Genomic DNA, 20,234 nt, shown 5'->3' with positions numbered 1-20,234 from the left:
ATGGAGCGGGTGATGGGAATCGAACCCACAACATCAGCTTGGAAGGCTGAGGTTTTGCCATTAAACTACACCCGCATATTAAATTAAAAGTTTATTTGGTGCGGCCGAGAGGACTTGAACCTCCACGGGATTTCTCCCACTAGGCCCTCAACCTAGCGCGTCTGCCATTCCGCCACGACCGCTGGCAAAACGCAATAATTACTATTAACTATCGAGAACATAAACTATTGTAAATGTTTTGTAATGAAATGTCAATAACTTTTTAACATATTTTTAAAGACGTTTTACAATCAATTAATGTTTAACTCTTTTATTAAAGCAACGATATATACTATACATGTTTTTATAATTAATGTCAACATTTAATAAACAAAAATATTCAGATCTACAATTAATGTAAAAGTAGACCTGAATTTCAATTTTAGTTACTTAGTAGCTAAGTTAAATGTTCGATTAGTGACAACTTTCCATTGCAAATTCCACACCTCATCTTCCGAACATCTACTTTCCTTATCCTTAAATATTTGCAACCACATGATTGACATTTATATAAATAATTAGCACGGGCTTCATACGATTGAATAGGTTTACAAAATCTCGGAGCACCGACTTGCTTACTCAACATTTTAAAGTCTGGATCTTTATGTTTATAACCTTTTCCACCTAAATGCAGATGATAGTGACATAATTCATGTTTAATTATATCAATTAATGCATTTTTACCATAATATTGATATTGTTTAGGATTAATTTCAATGTTATGTGAATCTAAAATATAACGTCCACCTGTAGTACGTAGCTTATTATTAAACAAAGCATTATGACGAAAAGATTCATTAAAATATCGGTTTGAAATGCTTTCAACCATATTTTGAAGTTCATTATTATTCATGTGGATCAATCATTGTTAGAGAAACTTTTCCTTTATTTTGATCAATATCAAGAATCCAAACTTCTACTATATCTCCAACACTAACTATATCCATAGGATTTTTGACGAATTTTTTTGATAATTTAGATACGTGTACTAATCCGTCTTGTTTCACACCTATATCTACAAATGCTCCGAAATCAACAACATTTCTTACTGTTCCACTTAATTTCATACCTTCTTTTAAATCTTCAATAGATAGTACATCAGATTTTAGGATAGGTGTTTCAAACTCATCACGAGGATCTCGATTAGGTGCCGTTAGAGATTTAATAATATCCTCTAAGGTTGGTACTCCAACATTCAATTGTTCAGCTATTTGATTTGTGTTTATTTTGGATAATTCATTTTTTAACTTGTCAGTACCTAAATCATTGATATCAAAATTTAAAACAGTCAATAATTCATATGTCACATCATAACTCTCAGGGTGAATTGATGTATTATCAAGTGGTTCAGAGCCATCTACAATACGCAAAAATCCTATACTTTGTTCGAATGTTTTAGCACCTAATCGTTTCACTTTACTTATTTCTTTATTGTGCTTGATTGCTCCATTTTCTTCACGGTAATCAATAATGTTTTGAGCTATTGCGCTAGATAGACCAGAAACATACTGTAATAGAGATTTGGATGCTGTATTTACATCTACACCGACTTGGTTTACGGCTGTTTCAACAACAAATGTTAATGCACTTTCAAGTTCTTTCTGATTTACGTCATGTTGATATTGACCCACACCAATAGATTTAGGATCTATTTTAACTAATTCACTTAATGGGTCTTGAACTCGTCTTCCTATTGAAACAGCACTTCGTTCTTCAACTTGAAAATTAGGAAACTCAGATCTAGCAATTTCTGAAGCAGAATACACTGAGGCCCCCGCTTCATTGACAATAATAAATTTAATATCTAAATTATATTTTTTGATAACATCAGCAACGAAATGTTCAGTTTCACGACTTGCTGTACCATTACCAATTGCAATAAGTTCTATATTATTTTCTTTAATCATTCGGACAATTTCTTTTTCAGATGCTTCTACTTTAGATTTAGGTGGATGTGGATAAATTACACTTTTATCAACAAAAGTCCCATAAGGATTAATGACTGCTAGTTTACATCCTGTTCTAAATGCTGGGTCAACTCCTAATATTTGCTTACCTTTCATAGGCGGTTGTAACAATAAGTGATTTAAATTTTCACTAAAGACCTCAATAGCATGTTGTTCGGCTTTCTCAGTTAAATCAGCGCGTATTTCTCTTTCAATCGAAGGCATTATTAATCTTTTTAAACTGTCTTCAATTGCTAATTTTATATAATCTCCATGTGGATTATTATTTTTAACCTCATTTTTTTCAATAGCACTTGCTACTTGTTGAGTATCAAATTCTACTTTGACTGAAAGCACTTTTTCTTTTTCACCACGATTCATAGCTAGCACTCTATGATTAGCAACGTTCTTAATAGGTTCCACATAATCATAGTACATTGCAAATGTTTCTTTTTCATCATCCGCTTTTTTCTTCTTAGCCGTTACAATATTTCCTTGCCTATAAATATCTTTCAATATACGACTGCGATACTTAGGATTATCTGAAACGTGTTCAGCAATGATATCTAAAGCTCCTTGAATTGCCTCGTCAACAGTAGCTACTTCATCATTAATATACGCCTCAGCTTGTTGACTCAATTCACCCTGTTGACCATCACTAATCCATTGGGCTAAACTTTCAAGTCCTTTTCGCTTAGCTTCAGTTGCTCTTGTTTTCTTTTTTTGTTTAAAAGGTCTATAAAGATCCTCGACACGCTGCAATTTGGTTTGTTTAAGAATATCTTCTTTTAATTCATTTGTTAATAAACCCTGTTGTTCAATATTATGTATAACTTCATCTTTTCTTTTCTGTAAATTTGCAACATATTGATATTCGTCAGAAATTTGTTTGATTTGAACTTCATCCAAACCACCCGTTGCTTCTTTACGATATCTTGCTATAAAAGGAACAGTATTATTTTCTTCTAGCAATTCTAATACGGATTTTACTTGTTTTTCAGAAAATTGATATTTAGAAACTATTTCATTCATTAACATTTTATCCATTTATATAACCACACTTTTCAAAAATTCTTATTTCTCTAAGTATACAATATTTAATTTTAAGCATTGCTTTTTTAATTCAAAAGTAAAAAAGGAGTCGGATAGAATTCATAGTGAATTCATTGTCCCACCCCCACATAGATGACTAGAACTGAAAAACTACTAGTTGAACTTCTTATCAATACGTGCAACAATTGCGACTGTCCACTATAGTTTTATATAATTAATGTTCTAGACTCTAAATGTAATATTTTATTGTTTAGCAGCTTGTTGCAATTTCTTAATTGCAGTTCTTTGTAAGCGTGATACATGCATTTGACTTAATCCAATACGTTCCCCAGTTTCTTTCTGGCTTAATCCTTCTATGAACGTGCATTGAATAATTTCTCTTTCTCTATCTGAGAGAATAGGCAAAATACGTTCAAGAATCATACGTTTTTCAGTTAAGTCATAATTATCATCTTTTTGCCCCATGATATCTAATAGAGTTACTGTTGAACCATCTTTATCTGCCTCAATTGAATGATCAACACTAAGCGCGTTATAGCTTTGACCCATTTCCATAGCTTCTAACACTTCTTCTTCTGAAACTTCTAAACGGTCAGCAATTTCTGCAATTGATGGAGATCTTTCCAACTCATTTGTTAGTTCATCGCTTACTTTTTTGATACGTGGGCCTATTTCTTTTATTCTTCTAGGAACATGAACACTCCAAGTTTTATCCCTTAAATATCTCTTAATCTCACCAATAACGGTCGGTACTAAGAATGCTTCAAATTTGCGATCAAAAGACAAATCAAATCTGTTAATAGCACCTATTAAACCAACCATACCAACTTGAACTAAATCTTCATGATGTGATTGTCCTTTAGAATACTTATAAGCTAAAGATTCAATTAATTTTCGATAATGATTAACTAATCTATCTTGAGCTTCTGTATTAGCGTTATCTTGATGTTCTTTAATCCATTGGTTAATTTGCTCAGGTGATACATCATTAGCTGATTTCGACTCTTTCGTCATTATTTGGCACCTGCTCTTTTTTTATATACTTAATCATGCTGATTGTTACACCAGATTCTTTAAAGACTTTCACTTCATCCATCAAGGATTCAATTAAGAATAAACCAAGTCCGCCTTCACGTAAGAAATCGATATTTTCATTCTCATCGTAAGGTCCTAGCTGTGATTTAGTCGTTTCATAATCAAAACTTTCACCTTGATCTGAGATAACTATTTTTATTTTATCATCAAATAACTCAAAACATAAATTAATCATACCATTTGTTTCATCATTTTTATAAGCATGCTTCACTGCGTTAGTAACGGCTTCACTTACTGCAATTTTAGAATCTTCTATATCGTCGTAAGATGCGCCTGCTCTTGAGAATACACCTGATAGAGTTAAACGAATTAAACTCACATACTCAGCAGAGGCAGGTAATTTCATCTCGATATAATCATTTTTAATAGGCAAGTTACTCTACCTCCGTTCCTTCATTGACATGCATTAAGTCCTTAAGGCCAGTAATATCAAATAATCTTCCGATTCTATCTGATACACCTAAAATATATAATTCTTTATCATTTTGATTCAAAGCTTTTAATGTTCCTACAAATAAACCTAATCCTGTAGAATCCATATAACTAACGTTTGTCACATTCACGTGAATATCATGAGTACCTTCTTGACGCATTGGCATCAAAACTTCTTCTAATTCAGGTACTGTATAAACATCTAATTCCCCAGCCACAATGACTTCATAATATTCATCATGTGTTATCGTCTCAATATTAAGGTTCATAGTTCTTACACTCCTAGTTTAGTCTTTTGTTACTAATAATATGTATACTTTAGTAAGTATACCCATAGTTAGATTTATATAATCTAAAAATTTAATATTTAATTTACACGTTTTATAATCATAATAGTCATATCGTCACGTTTGTTAGGGTTTTGTATTTTTAATATAGCTTCATATAATATTTGTACTATATCTTGTGGATGCATATGCTTATACTTACGTATGAGGTTCAACAATGTGTCTTTAGCTATGAATTCGCCATCTGTGTATCTTGCTTCTGTAACACCATCAGTAAATATGATAACTAAATCATCTAAATGAATGGGAATTTCTTGTTGACTATAACGAGTGTGCTGACTTACACCTAAGACTCTTCCTCTAACTTCAATTTCTTCAAATGTTTCAGTTTCCGCTCTATATATATATCCAGGTTCATGACCTGCAGAACTACAATAAAGTAGATGGTTCATTTCTTCATATAATCCGTAAAACATGGTCACAAACATGTTTTGATTTACGTTTTTCTCCACAACACGATTAAGACGTTTCAATCCATCACTTGGTAATTGGGAATGCCCATAGGAGTCCATTCCGAATTTAATCATACTCATAGCTAATGCAGCTGGAATTCCTTTACCTATAACATCAGCAATAGCGAAACTCATCGTTCCATCTCTATGATCAATTAAATTAAAATAGTCGCCACTCACTTTTTGAGCAGCAACAGAAATCACACCAATCTGTATACTATCAAATTGAGGGATATCAGTTTTTAACATTGTCTGTTGAAGCCTAGAAGCTAAATCAATTTCTTTATCGTGGAATTGCATTTTATCAACTAACTTTTGGTAGTCACGATAACTATATCCAAACCCTTTTACAACCTCTTGTAACACATCTAATGTATCAAAAATTTGTTGTTTATTTAAATTTAAGGAGGTTACATATGATTTGTGTATATTCACAATATCTTCAGGTAGAATATCTTTTTTAATTACTTCATCTGTAAAATCATTACACTTTTCTAGAAATTGTTGTTTATTTTGCGTAACTAAACTTTCATCAATAAGTTGCTTATAATGCTGCTTACATTCTTCCACAAATCTGCCTCCTCGCTTCAATATATCTAACACTTAGAACTTTTTTATATGCATTTGATATTTATTAATAAAATTCATTATTGTTAAAACCATAATATTAAATAATATACTTTATATTTAAAAAAGACTTTAGGAATTACCTAAAGTCAACAACTAAAGACTATCAATTAATCTAGTACTTATCTTCAAATAGGACTAATATGTATTAAGTACATGGAAATTAAAGTACGAAAATTCGAATAACTGAATTTAAAATATTGTCTTTAATAGTTAAAATGAAATACTTTTGAATTATACATAAATTAAGTTATGTGTTTTGCGTTTTAACTTCATCATGCAGTCCTAGACTAATGTCTAGTGCTTCATCTACTTCTTGCATTTTCTCATCAGATAGATATGTTAATTTTTCTTTTAGTCGTTTTTTATCTAATGTTCTAATTTGCTCGAGTAGAATTACTGAATCTTTATCAAGTCTGTATTTCTTTTTCTCGATTTCAACATGTGTGGGTATTTTCGCTTTATTAATCCTTCCCGTAATCGCAGCAACGATTACGGTAGGACTATATTTGTTGCCAGTATCGTTTTGAATGATAACTACAGGTCTGACTCCCCCTTGTTCTGAGCCCTGTACTGGTGACAAATCAGCTAAATATACATCGCCTCTTCTAATCATTCACTTTTATAATTAGAAATAATGTACGTTTCGTTGCAATCACAAGCTTCGCATTCTAGAGGAAAAGCTTCTGTCGCTAGGGAGAGATTTAATTCGGCCATTTGTGAATAGCCTTCTTTTAAAGATTGTTCAAGACTGTGACTTCTATTTTGATTGAAAGTAAGCATAATATGAACCTCCACTTGATACCAAATAAGACATTATAAACTTTAATTAATTTTATAATAACAAATTTTATTTCAAGTGACTATACTATTTTAATAATTCATTAGTTACATGTATCTGGTCATCAACTTGATAGATTCTAGGTAAACGTCTACCTAAATTACATAAAACTTCATAGCTAATCGTGTCTTGTTTTTGAGCTAAAGTTTCAGCTGATTGAGGTGAATCATAAGTATTATCTAGAAGTGTCACAGTGTCCCCCTCTTTTACATCATCTGGCACTTTAATTATCATTTGATCCATACATACTCGACCTATGACTTCACATTGATGGCCTTTGACATTAACAAATGCCCCTTGCATTGAACGTAAGTATCCATCTGCATATCCAATTGGCAAAATCGCGATCTTTATATCTTCAGTTGCTGTATATGTACTGCCATAACTTACCGATTCTCCAACTTTTAAATACTTAGTTTGGACAACTTGTGTTAATAATTGCGCACTTGGTTGTAATTCAGTTTCAACTTTTTCTTTTACGTACTCTGACGGATAATAACCATAAAGTGAAATACCAAGTCTAACTGCGTTACATAATTCAAAGTTTCTCAATAAAGAACCAGCTGAATTTTGAGAATGTATGAATTTAGGTTTCTCAGCTTGAGTTACTAAGGTTTCAAATTGTTCATATTGATGATCCATTGAGTCGCCAGGTTCATCAGCATTAGCAAAGTGCGTATATACACCTTCGAATACTAAATGAGAATGACTTTGAATTAAGTCAATGACTTCTTTATATTCTTCCAGTGATTTAATTCCAAGTCTGCCCATACCTGTGTCGAGTTTCACATGTAGCCATAAATTCTTTTCATTATCATCACTAATTAATTCTATTGCATGTTGTATCCATTGTAATGATGGTACAGTCAAAGCAACTCTGTGTTGAATAGCTTTATTTATATCTTCAAGAGGAATGACACCTAGGATAAGTATTTGAGCATTGATTCCATGCATACGTAATTCAATAGCTTCATCAAGAGTTGCTACTGCAAAAAAGTCAGCACCGTTTTTCATTAAATGTTGTGCGATTTTAACGCTACCTAAACCATAACTATTAGCTTTTACTACTGGTATAACTGTTTTATCGCTATGCAACGTTCTAACAGTATTATAGTTATTTAAAATCGCTGATAAATCTACGTTTAAATAAGTTGATCTATAGAATTTATCTGACATACGTAATCCTCCTCTTAATTAGTAAAAAAATCTTGTTTATTATTGATTTAACTCGTTCAATATACGAGGTAGAAATTATTTTTATTATAATACTGTTAATCTCTCTTTTCTAACAAAACTTGACTCATCGCATAATGTTCTGTATGAGTTATTGAAACATGTACGATAAAACCATTGTAATCTATACATGGTTTACCTTTTATATCGTTGTAACAATTAATGTCTTTGAATGCCACTGTTTTTCCTAAGCCTGTACCTAATGCTTTACTGAAAGCTTCTTTGGTTGCGAAACGACCAGATAAATATTCAAATTTTCTCTTTTCACTTTTAAATGAATGAAATTGATGTTCCTCTTCTTGTGTTAAAATTCTCTTTACTAACTTGTCTTTTTGTTTCTCAAAAGCTTTTTTAATTCTTTCAATTTCTATTAAATCAATACCTATTCCATGTATCATGCTAACCCCTCACTCACTAGGTATATTTGAATGATCAATTTTCGTATTCATTTCACTAATATCATTTTGCTGAATATTTTTCTTTTTTTGTATCATTTGTTTAAGTTTTATTGCATCTTTCTTTGCAATTAAGTCTATTTGAGAAACGCCTCCTGCAGTCGACAAATGCAATGATGCTAACTTATATTTTCTCATTAAAAAACCTTCTTCAATATCGATATTCTGAATTCGATAAAATGGAATAATTTTAGTATTGATAAAAATAATGCCTCTTCTTATATAAATTTCATCGTTTGAATAAAAATATCGAAAATTTTTATATTTTAAAAATGGTGTTATAACTATAAAAACAACACAACATAAAATGATTAGTGCTATCGCAAGACTTACAAGTAATGCGCGACTCATTTCCTCAATGTATAAATCACATAAAATACTTGCTATTATCACTATAATTGTAAAAATAATGGTAGTAATCATTGAAGCAATCCTCATCACTTTAGGGCCGTTTTTATTCATATAATTATAATTAGACATCGTACTCACCTCTTAAATACGCATCAACGTAGCGTTGCGATGTATCTTCTCTTATGAACTTTAATTCCATAAACTCAAATATTGATCCCTTAGCAATAAGGAAATATAAATTTGCTAAATGACTTCTTTCGAGAAAAGGATGTTGGCTCGTTTCTATACCTATAATTTTATCCGTTTTGAAGTAATATGTTTGAAAACCAAAAGTGCTTACACGTTTCAAAGTTATTTCATCATTCTCTATCTCTAAGCCAGCATTTTTAACGTAGATATATGCATGATACATCATCACAATAATTATCATCAAAGCGATTAAAAAGCTCCATGCACTCCAAAAATAAGTTCCGATACTAGCTAAAATTAAAATGATAATACTTGGTATAAAGAAGTGACGATGAAATCCTCTCCATGGCATAACGTTTTCGACCTTATTAAACTTCATTTCTGGTACGAGCTTTCCAATAATTTCATATGCTTCTTTTTGTTTTATAAATGGTAATATCATAATTTTACCATTGTCACTTGCATCATCATTAGACTCTATATCCATATCACTCGTGATAATAAAGTGTATAGAGGTATATCCAAATATTTTTCTTAAGAAAGATTGTTTCTCTAACACTGCTTGTAGTCGATCAGTTGGAACTGTTAGATTTTTCACATTAAAAAGACCATAACTAATTTTAAGATGATTCCCCTGTTGTACAACTTTGTAGTTATAATAACGTATAATCGTAATTATAGTTCCTAAAACATAACTAATGATTAAAATCGATGCAACAACAAACAGCACAATAATAAATACAGAATTTACCCAATGCCATAGATTAGACGTCCATTTATCCCAAGGTATAATATCTTGAAATGCACCTACTATTGGCGAAACGGCAGCAAAGGCCACACCTATTGCCCCACTCGTCATAGCCATTAGAATTAATGAAGTTAAGGACATATTGAACACATGTTCTGAATTACTTTCTGTTACACTTGTCGATGCATTATATTGCTCCGTTTTTAGTTCATTTTCATCCGATTCATCATTGATTAAATATTCTTGAGTATCATTATTTAATTCTTTTTGTCTCATACGTATGGTTTGTTCAATGAACTCACTCTGTTTCTTCGTTATTGTTGCCAATTCAATGCCATCACTTGGCGTTTTAATTTGTAAACTAACGCCACCAACGATTTGGTTAATCGAACCCTGTGTTGTATCTAATGACTGAATTCTACTTAGATTTAGTTCTTTTCTTTTTTTATTTAACCATCCAGATGTAACAATAAATTGGTCGTTTTCAATCCAATATCTTGTAACTTTAATTTCTAAAAATCGATGTATAAACGTCAATATAAAGATAAACAAGAAGATTGATGGCCCAATATAATGACGAATTTCTGTAAAATCAAAATTCCATATATTAAAACCAACTAATATGATAAATGTAAAAATATTTCGTTTAATTACATCTATTATCCCTGTTATGTATGAAATTGGATGCAATTTTTGAGGATTAAACATCTGAATCAGCACCTCGCAATGCTATAAAAATATCTTCTGATAATTGGTTCATTTCTTCTTCTGAGACAATTGGTAATTTTAGTTCATGTCCTGCTGTTACAAAAATTAAAATATTTAAATTTAGTAGCTTTAAAATAGGATTACTTTTAATTTCTAAAAATTGTAGCCGTTCAATTTTAGTCATTTGGTGTTTTTTTAAAATAAAAGACTTTTTAACTTCGACATTTCTATCATTAACCCTATAAAAACGATATTTATAATTAATAATGGGTTGTAATAGCAAACGAATAACCGAAATGAAGACTAAGAAGATAAGTATGTAGACAATAAAGTGGTACCAATTAAAATATCGCCACATTGAGAATAGTGCAACAATGATAATCAGTTCTATTAAAAATAAGATACCACTATTAAACCAGTGGTATGTCAGTGCATTCTTAGGACTTTTATGAAATGAACTTTCTACCTTCATAATATACTCCTTTGCAATTTTATTTTATTATATCATATTTAGTGTGAGACTTACTGACCTTGCTGAATATGCGAAATTGTTAAATTACTTCTACTATTTAATCAAATTTAAAACCACCTCAAAAGCATGAGATGGTTTGATTATAAAATCCAATATTGAATTATTTTATTTTTGTAAATCTGCGAATGTTCGACCTTTCATCGTAGATCTACCTTTGTCTTGTCTTTCACGACGGTCAGGTTTTTTACCTTTTTTCTTATTAAAGTTACCTTTTGAACGTTTGTTTTTATTATCGAACTTGTTATTACGTTTTCCACCACGACGTGATCCATTACCTTTACCATGGCGATTTTTACGTGCTAATGGTTTTTCAAATGTTAATTGTACTTCCACTTCATCATTTGCTTCTACTAATTCTTGTAGTAATGATGCAACTAATTCAGTACTATCATATTCTTCTAATAACTCGCTTGAGATACGTTTCAAACGTGCTTCACTTTCTCGTGACATCCAATTTTTCACTTTATCTTTAATATCATCTTCACGCGCTTTTAATACTTCTTTGCGGTGAGGTGGTCTTAAAGCGTTCATGCGTCTTCCATTTGCATCTTCTATTTGACGGATGTAATCCATTTCAATTGGATTTACGAATGTAACAGCGATGCCTTCTTTACCAGCTCTTCCTGTACGTCCGATTCTATGTGTATAGCTTTCAGTATCTTGAGGAATGTCAAAGTTATATACATGACTTACACCTGAAATATCTAAACCACGTGCTGCAACGTCTGTAGCAACTAATATATCGATTTGATCATTTTTAAATTTCTTCAATACTTCTAAACGTTTAGCTTGTGTGATATCACCATGTAAGCCTTCTGCTTTGTAACCTTTAGATAATAAAGCACTTGTTAATTCATCCACACGACGTTTTGTTCTACCGAAGACAATGGCTAATTCAGGTTGGTGTACATCTAAGAAATTAGTAAATGTATCGAACTTTTCAAGTTCTTTCACAATTGTATAATATTCATCAATTTGAGGGTCTGACATTTCGTTGTTCATTGTCTTAACGATTTGAGGAGATTTCATGAATTGTTGTACTAAAGATTGGATTGCTTTAGGCATTGTTGCTGAGAATAACATTGTTTGTCTTTGCTCAGCTGGAATTTTATCCATAATGAATCTCATATCATCGATGAAGCCCATGTTCATCATTTCATCTGCTTCATCCAAAATTAATGTATGAATACCATTTGTTTTTAATGTACGTCTATTTAAGTGGTCAATGACACGTCCTGGTGTACCTACAACGATTTGTGGTCCTCTTTTTAAAGCTTTAATTTGTCGATCGATTGGCATACCACCAAATACCGTTACAACTTGTACATTTTGACCACGACTAAATTCTCTTAATTGTTCAGCTACTTGCATAGCTAATTCTCTTGTAGGTGCTAATATTAAAGCTTGCACACCTGATTGACCTACAACTTTTTCTATTAAAGGAATCCCGAACGCTCCCGTTTTACCAGTACCAGTTTGAGCTTGTCCAAGGATGTCTTTTCCTTCTAATGTATAAGGGATACTATCTTTTTGGATAGGTGTGGGTTCCTTAAAGCCCATTGCTTCAAGGGTCTCAACTGTTTTATCCGAAATCCCTAGTTCTTTAAAATTTTGCAATATAATTCTCCTTTTAACTTTCTTATTTATCAATATACGTTTGTGTATATAAGGTCCTCTTATTACGTCAACTTCTATATAGTACCACCTAAAATTACATATCGCAATAAAGCAATTTTATAGATAAACTCGTTTTCAAATCTATTTTCATATAATAGCGTTTACATTTTTCACTTATTATTTAAATTTTTAAAGTAAAAAAACAAGCCACTAAAGGATTTAGATTCCTAATTAGTGACTTGCTTAGCATGATAGTAATTTTGAAAATAATTAAATCAATTTATTTACAACTTCTTCAAGTTTATTTCCTCTTGAACCTTTTACAAGAACTTTGTCGTTAGCAACTAAGTTATTTATTAAATATTGAGTTAATTGTTGTTTATCAATAAAATATTCAACGTGGTCAACAAATTGACCTCCTATATCACTAATATACTTTGCATCTTTGCCATATGTTAATAAAGTATGGATGTTTTTACCTTCTAAATATGCGCCTACCTCTTCGTGCATTGAACGACTATTTTCCCCTAATTCAAGTGAGTCAGCAAGTACAATAATTTTTCTACCTTCCATTTGACTCAAAGTATCAATTGCGGCTTTCATACTTGTAGGACTGGCATTATAAGCATCATTTATGATAGTAATATCATCATCAGTAATATGGCGTTCCATTCGCATACCAGTGAGTTGAACATGATTAATGTTATGTTGAATAGTCTCATATTTAAGTCCTAGTTCATGACCAATAGCAATTGCGATAGCTGCATTTTTCATATTATGGATTCCAAGAATAGGTAATTTATAATGTTCATTACCGTTAATAGAGAAAGCAATGCCATCATTTTCACTATGTTCTACTTCGCATACTAAAGCATTATCTTGTTTCAAACCTACACTTAAACATTTAGCATGTTTGATTTCTTTAACATGTGGTTCAAGCAATGGTTCATCACCATCATAGATGAATGTTCCCTCTTTTTTAAGTCCAATTGTTATTTCAGATTTAGCTTTAGCAATGCCTTCACGAGAACCTAAATCTTGCATATGTGATTCACCAATATTTGTAATAACAGCAATATCTGGTTCTGCTATATTAGCAAGTAATTCTATTTCATGGAATCCAGACATACCCATTTCTAATATTGAAATCTCTGTATCTAAATCAAGCTCTAAAATAGTTAATGGTAAGCCTATTTCATTATTGTAATTACCTTGCGTTTTTTTAACTTTAAATTCAGTGTGTAATACACTCTCAATCATATCTTTTGTAGTTGTTTTACCGTTTGAACCAGTAACACCTATTACTTTAGGGTTCACATGTTTAAGATATGCTTTAGCTAATTGTTGTAACGCAATTAATGTATTGTCTACCCATATAATAGGTCCTTCCACATTATCATCAATGTCATGGCCTTTTTCATAGAAAGAAGCACCAGCGCCATCTTTTAACGCCTGTGAAACAAAGCGATGACCATCTACGTTCTCACCTTTAAATGGTATAAATAACATATTAGTTTTGATTGCACGTGAATCGATCGTCACACCTTTGATGGTTTGTTGTAAATATTGTGAATCAATATCACAAGGTATCCATTCCTGAATTTGCTGTAAAGAAACTTCTATCATTTATGAATCCCTCTCTTAGTCAATTGTGTATTTGTTTTTCTTTTTATCCTCGTGACGTTCTTTAGCTAGGTCAATTAATTTTGTGATTAGGTCAGAATAAGATAAGCCCATATTCTCCCATAAACTTGGATACATACTAAATGCTGTGAATCCAGGCATTGCATTTGTTTCATTAATAAAAATTTGATTGTCTTCAGTAACAAAGAAATCCGCACGTACTAATCCCGAACAATCTGTAGCTTTAAATGCTTCCAATGCCATGTTTCTTAATGTCATTTGTACTTCTTCATCTAATTCTGCAGGAATTTGTAAACTGATTTTACCGTCTTTATATTTTGATTTGTAATCATAGAATGCAACATCTTTGATAACTTCTCCTGGCCATGTTGTTTCAGGATAGTCATTGCCTAATACAGCTACTTCAACTTCACGAGCATTAATACCTTGTTCAATAACAAGTTTACGGTCAAATTGGAAAGCTTCCTCAATACCTGATTTTAATTCATCCTCATTATTACATTTACTAATACCTACACTTGAACCAAGATTTGCAGGTTTTACGAATACTGGATATGTAAGTTTATCTTTAACGAGTTTAATAATGTTACCCTCATATTTTTCATATTCACTTCTTAAGAAACTAATGTAAGGTAATTGAGGCAATCCTCTATGTTCAAATAATTGTTTCATGACAAGTTTATCCATTGAACTTGATGCAGCTAGTACACCATTCCCAACATATGGTAAATCAAGAACTTCAAATAACCCTTGAATTGTTCCATCTTCACCATTAGGGCCATGAAGTAATGGGAATATAGCATCATAAGGTTTACCATCGCTACTTTCTTTAAGCAAGATAGTGATTTCGCCCGCTTCTATATCTGTCATATTTAGGGATTCAATTTCTTTAATTTCCTCAGTGATATTTTCTTTTTTCTTCCATAAGCCATCATTCGTAATATAAATGATATCCACTAAATATCTTTCTTTATCAATTGCATTAAGAACATTTTGCGCAGTCAATTTAGAAACATCATGTTCAGCACTTTTACCACCATATACGATACAAATGTTTTCTTTCACCATAAGTAGTTCCTCCATTAAGAAAGATCATAACTCAATCATTTATGAGAAGTATTAAACTATTACGTTATTTCAACTTCTTACAAATGTCTATATCTCTTTCAATTCATTTTTACTTTTTCTTTTTAGTTAACTATCAATATTTTATAAATTTTATTTAGTTTAAACTATGCTTTCTAAAAATCAATATTATCACAGTCTAAAGTGATTTTGCATTTATCAACTTAAATCTAATTATGTTTAAATAATTTTTTTGGTTTTTATTAGAATAATTTACCAATCATAATTCAAACACAATTTTAGATAGAATTTTTAGTTTTCTATATTCAGCCTGTTATTTTCTAGCAAATTAATATAAAGTCATGTAAAATTTGTATATAATATTAATCGTTCGATTATAAGAATTTAAGGAGTTTTCTCATGAAATATTCATCCCGTCAACAGCCTTCAAAACATTGGCTACGTAAGATAGACTGGATACTTGTAGCATTATTAACCATACTTGCCATTATAAGTGTTACTACGATTAGTTCAGCTATGGGTGGAGGACAATATAGTGCAAACTTTAGTATTCGCCAAATCATATATTACATATTAGGTACTATTATCGCATTAGTTATTATGCTTATTTCACCTAAAAAGATTAGAAATAATACATATATTCTTTATTTTATCTTTTGCGTACTACTTATCGGTTTACTCATATTACCTGAAACATCTATTACACCAATCATTAATGGTGCTAAAAGTTGGTATTCATTTGGACCAATAAGTATTCAACCCTCAGAATTTATGAAGGTCATCTTAATTCTAGCACTAGCAAAGAGCGTTTCTAACCATAATCGTTTTACTTTTAATAAATCTTTTCAAACTGATTTGGTCTTGTTTTTTAAAATCATAGGAATTTCAATAGTACCAATGGCTTTAATCTTATTACAAAATGACTTAGGTACAACGCTTGTGATTTGCGCTATTATTATAGGAATAATGTTAGTTAGCGGTATTACATGGAGAATCTTAGCACCATTATTTATAGCCGCTTTTGTTTTTGGAGGAACTATTATATTAGCTATCATTTATAAACCAACGTTAATTGAGAGCCTTCTAGGTGTGAAAATGTATCAAATGGGGCGAATTAATTCTTGGTTGGATCCATATTCATATAGTGCTGGAGACGGTTATCACTTAACAGAATCTTTAAAAGCGATTGGGTCTGGTCAATTATTCGGTAAAGGATTTAATCATGGTGAGGTTTACATTCCTGAAAATCATACAGATTTTATATTCTCAGTAGTTGGAGAAGAAATGGGATTTATAGGCGCTGTAGTTTTACTACTCATCTTTTTAGCATTAATTTTTCATTTAATTCGACTTGCTACGAAAGTTGAATCTCCATTCAGCAAAATATTTATCATAGGCTATGTATCACTACTTGTCTTCCATATATTACAAAATATAGGTATGACAATCCAATTACTACCTATTACCGGTATACCATTACCATTTATTAGTTACGGCGGTAGTTCACTATGGAGTTTAATGGTTGGTATAGGTGTCGTCTTATCTATACATTTCCATCAAAGACAAACAATGCCTAATAAAGAAGCGTAATCACATTTAAAAGTGATTACGCTTCTCCCTTTATCAATTGCTAGCAGACTATTTAAGTTCTTGGCGCACAGGTGTTGTAGCTGGCAATGTATTAATAATGTCTAAACGAGTTTTAGTTTTTTTAATATTCACACCTAATGACGATAATAATTTAACAACATTTTGCAATTTATCCGAATTACTCATGGCTTTCACCTCGTTTTATGACTTCAAAGTTATACTACCCCAATTATCGATGTTTTACTACATTAATTCAGCATAAAATTGATATTTAACAAAATTATTTTAATTTATCAACCTAATACCTTATAACCATCATCATAAATTTCTTTTTCAATACTATTTAAATTCGTTGGTGTTTCATAAGAAATTTTAACTAATTGGTCATTTAGTTCTACAATTACTTCATCTACACCTATCATCTTCTCAAGTCTATGTTGGAGCGAATTAGCTTGCTCTTCAGTATTTAATTCACTAATTCTAATTTCACTAAAGTTCATTTAATTAACCCCTAATCTTTCATTAATTTTTGAAATGTCACTAACAATTCTTCCATCGCTTCTTCTTGAGCGCCGTTATTCACTTTATCCATGATACAGCTTTTCATATGATGATCTAGCAACTTAGTGGCCACACTATTTAATGCAGATCTTGTAGCTCTAATTTGAGTTAGCACGTCATCACAGTATACATCTTCTTCAATCATGCGATTAATCGCTCTAACTTGCCCTTCAATACGATTTAGTCTTGATTTTAAATTCATTTTAATTTGTTTGGAATGATGTGCATTTTCATGATTATTCAAGGTCGTCACCCTTTCTAATAGTACTATCATATCGTATAATTTACCTTCATATTCGTCAAACACTGTAACTTATTTTCATGAAAAAGAGTCATGCTATTTAGTTAATGCCATGATACAATTAAGTTTAAGAAAGTACTAGACTTATCTTATTCTTGCAAGAATTAAAAAATAAACAGGAGGCGTACTATGGTAGAAATATATTCAATGTCTTTCACGCATTCCTCATTGATTATTAATATCATTTTAATTGCTGCCTTTATATTAAACTTAATTTTTGCGTTTGTTATTATCTTTATGGAGCGCCGTAGTGCTGGTTCAATATGGGCTTGGCTACTTGTTTTAGTATTTTTACCAATTATAGGGTTTATTTTATATTTACTATTAGGACGCCAAATTCAAAGCAATCGTATTTTTAAATTGAAAAAGGAAGACCGTAAAGGGCTTGCTATGATTGTCGATGAACAAATTGAAGCATTAGAAAGCGACGATTTCTCAAAAGGTAATCATCAAATTGTTAAGTTTAAAGAAATGGTACGCATGTTACTTTTTAACAATGCTGCATTCCTTACTACTGATAATCAAATCAAGATTTATACTGATGGCCATGCAAAATTTGATGCATTATTAAGTGATATTAAAAATGCAAAGGATTATATACATATTCAATACTATATTTTCAAAAGTGATGAATTAGGTCATCGAATTCTCTCAGCACTTGAGGATAAACTTGATGAGGGCTTAGAAGTTAAAATGTTATACGATGATATGGGATCAAGAACTTTAAGAAAAAAAGATTTAAAACACTTCCGTCAAAAAGGTGGACATGTTGAATCTTTCTTCCCTTCTAAACTCCCACTTATAAACCTCCGTATGAATAACCGAAACCATAGAAAAATAGTTATTATTGACGGTAAAATTGGTTATGTTGGTGGTTTTAATGTAGGCGACGAATATTTAGGTAAAGATAAAAAATTTGGATATTGGCGAGACACTCATTTGCGATTAGAAGGAGATTCTGTAAACGCACTTGAACTGAGATTTATATTAGATTGGAATTCACAATCAAACCGTGATTCAATCGAATATGAAGATCGCTATTTTCCTGATGTAGACTCTGGTGGAACAATAGGTGTACAAATTGCCTCAAGTGGTCCTGATGAAGATTGGGAGCAAATCAAATATGGTTATTTGAAAATGATTTCTTCAGCTAAACAATCTATTTATATTCAATCACCCTATTTTATTCCTGATCAAGCCTTCATTGATGCAATTAAAATAGCAGCTTTAGGTGGTGTAGAGGTCAATATCATGATTCCTAATAAACCTGATCATCCTTTTGTTTATTGGGCTACCTTAAAAAACGCAGCTTCTCTATTATCAGCTGGTGTGAAAATCTATCATTATGATAATGGTTTCTTACACTCCAAAACATTAATTATTGATGATGAAATTGCTTCAGTAGGTACTGCCAACATGGATAATCGTAGTTTTACATTGAACTTTGAAGTAAACGCATTTATCTATGATGAAGCAATTGCAACTCAACTAAAAGAAGCATTTATTCAAGATATGAAAGTATCCTACCGACTCACTGAAGACTTATATAATAAACGAAGCCTGTGGATTAAATTTAAAGAAGGTATATCTCAATTACTTTCACCTATTCTATAGATAATTTAGATATAGTAGTTTAAAAAATTACATTGAAAATATTATAGACTTAAAATAATACTTTAGTCCCGAACTTATCTGAACAATAAGGAGATTAAAATGAATGTAACACGACAAATAGAATTAGCGCATCGTTATATGAAAAATTTTCATAAAAATGATTATTCTGGTCATGATATTGCACATGTAGAACGTGTAACGTCACTAGCTCAAACAATCTCTAAATGCGAGCAACAAGGAGAATATTTAATTATCACATTATCTGCATTACTTCATGATGTCATTGATGATAAGTTAACAAATAAAGCCAATGCTTTAGATCGTTTAAAAACATTTTTAAAGAACATTCGTGTATCTTTTGATCAACAAAAAAAGATTATTTACATCATTCAGCATTTAAGTTATAGAAATGGACAAAATAATCATGTAGACCTTCCTATTGAAGGACAAATTGTAAGGGATGCTGATCGACTAGATGCGATTGGTGCTATTGGTATTGCTAGAGCATTTCAATTTTCAGGCCATTTTAATGAGCCAATGTGGACAGAATCACCACATAGAGACATACCTAATATTGAAACGATTACTAATTTAGAACCTTCAGCTATACGTCACTTTTATGATAAATTATTAAAATTAAAAGATTTAATGCATACTGAAACTGGTCGAAAATTAGCTAGAGAAAGACATGCGTTTATGGAACAGTTTTTAAATCAATTTTATAAAGAATGGCATATATAAAAAGGCTCTACGTCAAATCGGACTGATGAGTC

At 31.2% G+C, this 20,234-nt stretch carries 22 protein-coding genes and 2 tRNA genes; 3 read left to right on the top strand and 21 right to left on the bottom strand.

The window, feature by feature from the left end:
* Window position 1 precedes the first annotated feature (1 nt).
* From HMPREF3134_RS03725 to HMPREF3134_RS03640, 18 genes are all read right to left on the bottom strand, one after another.
* Window positions 2-75: transfer RNA gene (locus HMPREF3134_RS03725), tRNA-Gly, on the bottom strand.
* A 21-nt stretch (window positions 76-96) separates the two neighbouring features.
* Window positions 97-182, bottom strand: a tRNA-Leu gene (locus tag HMPREF3134_RS03720).
* Window positions 183-436: 254 nt separating this feature from the next.
* Window positions 437-892: a SprT family protein gene (locus HMPREF3134_RS03715; RefSeq protein ID WP_070440793.1), complete on the bottom strand. Its 456-nt coding sequence runs from the start codon at window positions 890-892 to the stop codon at window positions 437-439.
* Window positions 885-3,032 (bottom strand): Tex family protein, encoded by a 2,148-nt coding sequence (locus HMPREF3134_RS03710; protein ID WP_070440790.1) that lies wholly within the window; start codon window positions 3,030-3,032, stop codon window positions 885-887. The genes HMPREF3134_RS03715 and HMPREF3134_RS03710 overlap by 8 nt, the downstream gene beginning before the upstream one ends.
* A gap of 249 nt (window positions 3,033-3,281) precedes the next feature.
* The gene (gene sigB / locus HMPREF3134_RS03705; RefSeq protein ID WP_070440787.1) at window positions 3,282-4,052 is read right to left on the bottom strand and encodes an RNA polymerase sigma factor SigB; all 771 of its coding nucleotides are present in this window, start codon (window positions 4,050-4,052) and stop codon (window positions 3,282-3,284) included.
* Complete coding sequence (rsbW, locus tag HMPREF3134_RS03700; protein ID WP_046309853.1) at window positions 4,027-4,479, bottom strand: anti-sigma B factor RsbW; 453 nt, start codon at window positions 4,477-4,479, stop codon at window positions 4,027-4,029. Before rsbW ends, sigB begins: the two co-directional genes overlap by 26 nt.
* 28 nt (window positions 4,480-4,507) lie before the next feature.
* Window positions 4,508-4,834 (bottom strand): anti-sigma factor antagonist, encoded by a 327-nt coding sequence (locus HMPREF3134_RS03695; RefSeq protein ID WP_049426540.1) that lies wholly within the window; start codon window positions 4,832-4,834, stop codon window positions 4,508-4,510.
* A gap of 98 nt (window positions 4,835-4,932) precedes the next feature.
* Complete coding sequence (locus HMPREF3134_RS03690) at window positions 4,933-5,934, bottom strand: SpoIIE family protein phosphatase (protein ID WP_053020219.1); 1,002 nt, start codon at window positions 5,932-5,934, stop codon at window positions 4,933-4,935.
* Window positions 5,935-6,241: 307 nt separating this feature from the next.
* Complete coding sequence (locus HMPREF3134_RS03685) at window positions 6,242-6,607, bottom strand: type II toxin-antitoxin system PemK/MazF family toxin (RefSeq protein WP_011275272.1); 366 nt, start codon at window positions 6,605-6,607, stop codon at window positions 6,242-6,244.
* The gene (gene mazE / locus HMPREF3134_RS03680) at window positions 6,604-6,774 is read right to left on the bottom strand and encodes a type II toxin-antitoxin system antitoxin MazE (RefSeq protein ID WP_049426542.1); all 171 of its coding nucleotides are present in this window, start codon (window positions 6,772-6,774) and stop codon (window positions 6,604-6,606) included. Before mazE ends, HMPREF3134_RS03685 begins: the two co-directional genes overlap by 4 nt.
* A gap of 85 nt (window positions 6,775-6,859) precedes the next feature.
* Window positions 6,860-8,008: an alanine racemase gene (gene alr / locus HMPREF3134_RS03675; protein ID WP_070440784.1), complete on the bottom strand. Its 1,149-nt coding sequence runs from the start codon at window positions 8,006-8,008 to the stop codon at window positions 6,860-6,862.
* Window positions 8,009-8,103: 95 nt separating this feature from the next.
* Window positions 8,104-8,463, bottom strand: coding sequence for a holo-ACP synthase (gene acpS / locus HMPREF3134_RS03670; protein ID WP_049426544.1), 360 nt, complete (start codon window positions 8,461-8,463; stop codon window positions 8,104-8,106).
* A 9-nt stretch (window positions 8,464-8,472) separates the two neighbouring features.
* Window positions 8,473-9,000 carry a PH domain-containing protein gene (locus HMPREF3134_RS03665; RefSeq protein ID WP_049426545.1) on the bottom strand — a complete coding sequence of 176 codons (528 nt, stop codon included), beginning with the start codon at window positions 8,998-9,000 and terminating at the stop codon, window positions 8,473-8,475.
* Complete coding sequence (locus HMPREF3134_RS03660) at window positions 8,993-10,516, bottom strand: PH domain-containing protein (protein ID WP_049426546.1); 1,524 nt, start codon at window positions 10,514-10,516, stop codon at window positions 8,993-8,995. Before HMPREF3134_RS03660 ends, HMPREF3134_RS03665 begins: the two co-directional genes overlap by 8 nt.
* Window positions 10,509-10,988, bottom strand: a complete 480-nt coding sequence (locus tag HMPREF3134_RS03655; RefSeq protein ID WP_053020220.1) for a PH domain-containing protein — start codon at window positions 10,986-10,988, stop codon at window positions 10,509-10,511. The genes HMPREF3134_RS03660 and HMPREF3134_RS03655 overlap by 8 nt, the downstream gene beginning before the upstream one ends.
* A gap of 165 nt (window positions 10,989-11,153) precedes the next feature.
* The gene (locus tag HMPREF3134_RS03650) at window positions 11,154-12,665 is read right to left on the bottom strand and encodes a degradosome RNA helicase CshA (RefSeq protein ID WP_049426548.1); all 1,512 of its coding nucleotides are present in this window, start codon (window positions 12,663-12,665) and stop codon (window positions 11,154-11,156) included.
* A 270-nt stretch (window positions 12,666-12,935) separates the two neighbouring features.
* Window positions 12,936-14,291, bottom strand: coding sequence for a UDP-N-acetylmuramoyl-tripeptide--D-alanyl-D-alanine ligase (gene murF, locus HMPREF3134_RS03645; RefSeq protein ID WP_070440781.1), 1,356 nt, complete (start codon window positions 14,289-14,291; stop codon window positions 12,936-12,938).
* Window positions 14,292-14,306: 15 nt separating this feature from the next.
* Window positions 14,307-15,377, bottom strand: coding sequence for a D-alanine--D-alanine ligase (locus HMPREF3134_RS03640; RefSeq protein ID WP_053020221.1), 1,071 nt, complete (start codon window positions 15,375-15,377; stop codon window positions 14,307-14,309).
* Between the two features lie 417 nt (window positions 15,378-15,794).
* Between HMPREF3134_RS03640 and HMPREF3134_RS03635 the strand changes: the two genes are divergently transcribed.
* Window positions 15,795-16,985, top strand: coding sequence for an FtsW/RodA/SpoVE family cell cycle protein (locus HMPREF3134_RS03635; protein WP_070440778.1), 1,191 nt, complete (start codon window positions 15,795-15,797; stop codon window positions 16,983-16,985).
* A gap of 48 nt (window positions 16,986-17,033) precedes the next feature.
* Here HMPREF3134_RS03635 and HMPREF3134_RS11955 read toward each other — a convergent pair whose 3' ends face one another.
* From HMPREF3134_RS11955 to csoR, 3 genes are all read right to left on the bottom strand, one after another.
* Window positions 17,034-17,171: an Lmo0850 family protein gene (locus tag HMPREF3134_RS11955; protein WP_141738622.1), complete on the bottom strand. Its 138-nt coding sequence runs from the start codon at window positions 17,169-17,171 to the stop codon at window positions 17,034-17,036.
* Window positions 17,172-17,278: 107 nt separating this feature from the next.
* Complete coding sequence (locus HMPREF3134_RS03630) at window positions 17,279-17,485, bottom strand: putative copper chaperone CsoZ (protein WP_011275259.1); 207 nt, start codon at window positions 17,483-17,485, stop codon at window positions 17,279-17,281.
* 11 nt (window positions 17,486-17,496) lie between these two features.
* Window positions 17,497-17,820, bottom strand: a complete 324-nt coding sequence (gene csoR, locus HMPREF3134_RS03625; RefSeq protein WP_053020047.1) for a copper-sensing transcriptional repressor CsoR — start codon at window positions 17,818-17,820, stop codon at window positions 17,497-17,499.
* A 156-nt stretch (window positions 17,821-17,976) separates the two neighbouring features.
* Here csoR and cls point away from each other — a divergent pair, with 156 nt between their 5' ends.
* Window positions 17,977-19,461 (top strand): cardiolipin synthase, encoded by a 1,485-nt coding sequence (cls, locus tag HMPREF3134_RS03620; protein ID WP_070440775.1) that lies wholly within the window; start codon window positions 17,977-17,979, stop codon window positions 19,459-19,461.
* A 99-nt stretch (window positions 19,462-19,560) separates the two neighbouring features.
* A complete protein-coding gene (locus HMPREF3134_RS03615) occupies window positions 19,561-20,202 on the top strand; it encodes an HD domain-containing protein (RefSeq protein ID WP_070440772.1) in 642 nt (213 codons plus the stop codon).
* Window positions 20,203-20,234: the final 32 nt, after the last annotated feature.

The organism is Staphylococcus sp. HMSC14D10, assembly GCF_001808125.1.
Classification (GTDB): domain Bacteria; phylum Bacillota; class Bacilli; order Staphylococcales; family Staphylococcaceae; genus Staphylococcus; species Staphylococcus haemolyticus.
The sequence above is the reverse complement of the archived record's forward strand: the minus strand, read 5'-3'. Positions and strand labels throughout refer to the sequence as shown.

What these genes read in the sequence shown, in the direction of transcription:
- HMPREF3134_RS03715 (WP_070440793.1), bottom strand. Translation starts at nt 892, where the DNA reads ATGAATAATAATGAACTTCAAAATATGGTTGAAAGCATTTCAAACCGA.
- HMPREF3134_RS03710 (WP_070440790.1), bottom strand. Translation starts at nt 3,032, where the DNA reads ATGGATAAAATGTTAATGAATGAAATAGTTTCTAAATATCAATTTTCT.
- sigB (WP_070440787.1), bottom strand. Translation starts at nt 4,052, where the DNA reads ATGACGAAAGAGTCGAAATCAGCTAATGATGTATCACCTGAGCAAATT.
- rsbW (WP_046309853.1), bottom strand. Translation starts at nt 4,479, where the DNA reads ATGAAATTACCTGCCTCTGCTGAGTATGTGAGTTTAATTCGTTTAACT.
- HMPREF3134_RS03695 (WP_049426540.1), bottom strand. Translation starts at nt 4,834, where the DNA reads ATGAACCTTAATATTGAGACGATAACACATGATGAATATTATGAAGTC.
- HMPREF3134_RS03685 (WP_011275272.1), bottom strand. Translation starts at nt 6,607, where the DNA reads ATGATTAGAAGAGGCGATGTATATTTAGCTGATTTGTCACCAGTACAG.
- mazE (WP_049426542.1), bottom strand. Translation starts at nt 6,774, where the DNA reads ATGCTTACTTTCAATCAAAATAGAAGTCACAGTCTTGAACAATCTTTA.
- alr (WP_070440784.1), bottom strand. Translation starts at nt 8,008, where the DNA reads ATGTCAGATAAATTCTATAGATCAACTTATTTAAACGTAGATTTATCA.
- acpS (WP_049426544.1), bottom strand. Translation starts at nt 8,463, where the DNA reads ATGATACATGGAATAGGTATTGATTTAATAGAAATTGAAAGAATTAAA.
- HMPREF3134_RS03665 (WP_049426545.1), bottom strand. Translation starts at nt 9,000, where the DNA reads ATGTCTAATTATAATTATATGAATAAAAACGGCCCTAAAGTGATGAGG.
- HMPREF3134_RS03660 (WP_049426546.1), bottom strand. Translation starts at nt 10,516, where the DNA reads ATGTTTAATCCTCAAAAATTGCATCCAATTTCATACATAACAGGGATA.
- HMPREF3134_RS03655 (WP_053020220.1), bottom strand. Translation starts at nt 10,988, where the DNA reads ATGAAGGTAGAAAGTTCATTTCATAAAAGTCCTAAGAATGCACTGACA.
- murF (WP_070440781.1), bottom strand. Translation starts at nt 14,291, where the DNA reads ATGATAGAAGTTTCTTTACAGCAAATTCAGGAATGGATACCTTGTGAT.
- HMPREF3134_RS03640 (WP_053020221.1), bottom strand. Translation starts at nt 15,377, where the DNA reads ATGGTGAAAGAAAACATTTGTATCGTATATGGTGGTAAAAGTGCTGAA.
- HMPREF3134_RS03635 (WP_070440778.1), top strand. Translation starts at nt 15,795, where the DNA reads ATGAAATATTCATCCCGTCAACAGCCTTCAAAACATTGGCTACGTAAG.
- HMPREF3134_RS11955 (WP_141738622.1), bottom strand. Translation starts at nt 17,171, where the DNA reads ATGAGTAATTCGGATAAATTGCAAAATGTTGTTAAATTATTATCGTCA.
- HMPREF3134_RS03630 (WP_011275259.1), bottom strand. Translation starts at nt 17,485, where the DNA reads ATGAACTTTAGTGAAATTAGAATTAGTGAATTAAATACTGAAGAGCAA.
- csoR (WP_053020047.1), bottom strand. Translation starts at nt 17,820, where the DNA reads ATGATAGTACTATTAGAAAGGGTGACGACCTTGAATAATCATGAAAAT.
- cls (WP_070440775.1), top strand. Translation starts at nt 17,977, where the DNA reads ATGGTAGAAATATATTCAATGTCTTTCACGCATTCCTCATTGATTATT.
- HMPREF3134_RS03615 (WP_070440772.1), top strand. Translation starts at nt 19,561, where the DNA reads ATGAATGTAACACGACAAATAGAATTAGCGCATCGTTATATGAAAAAT.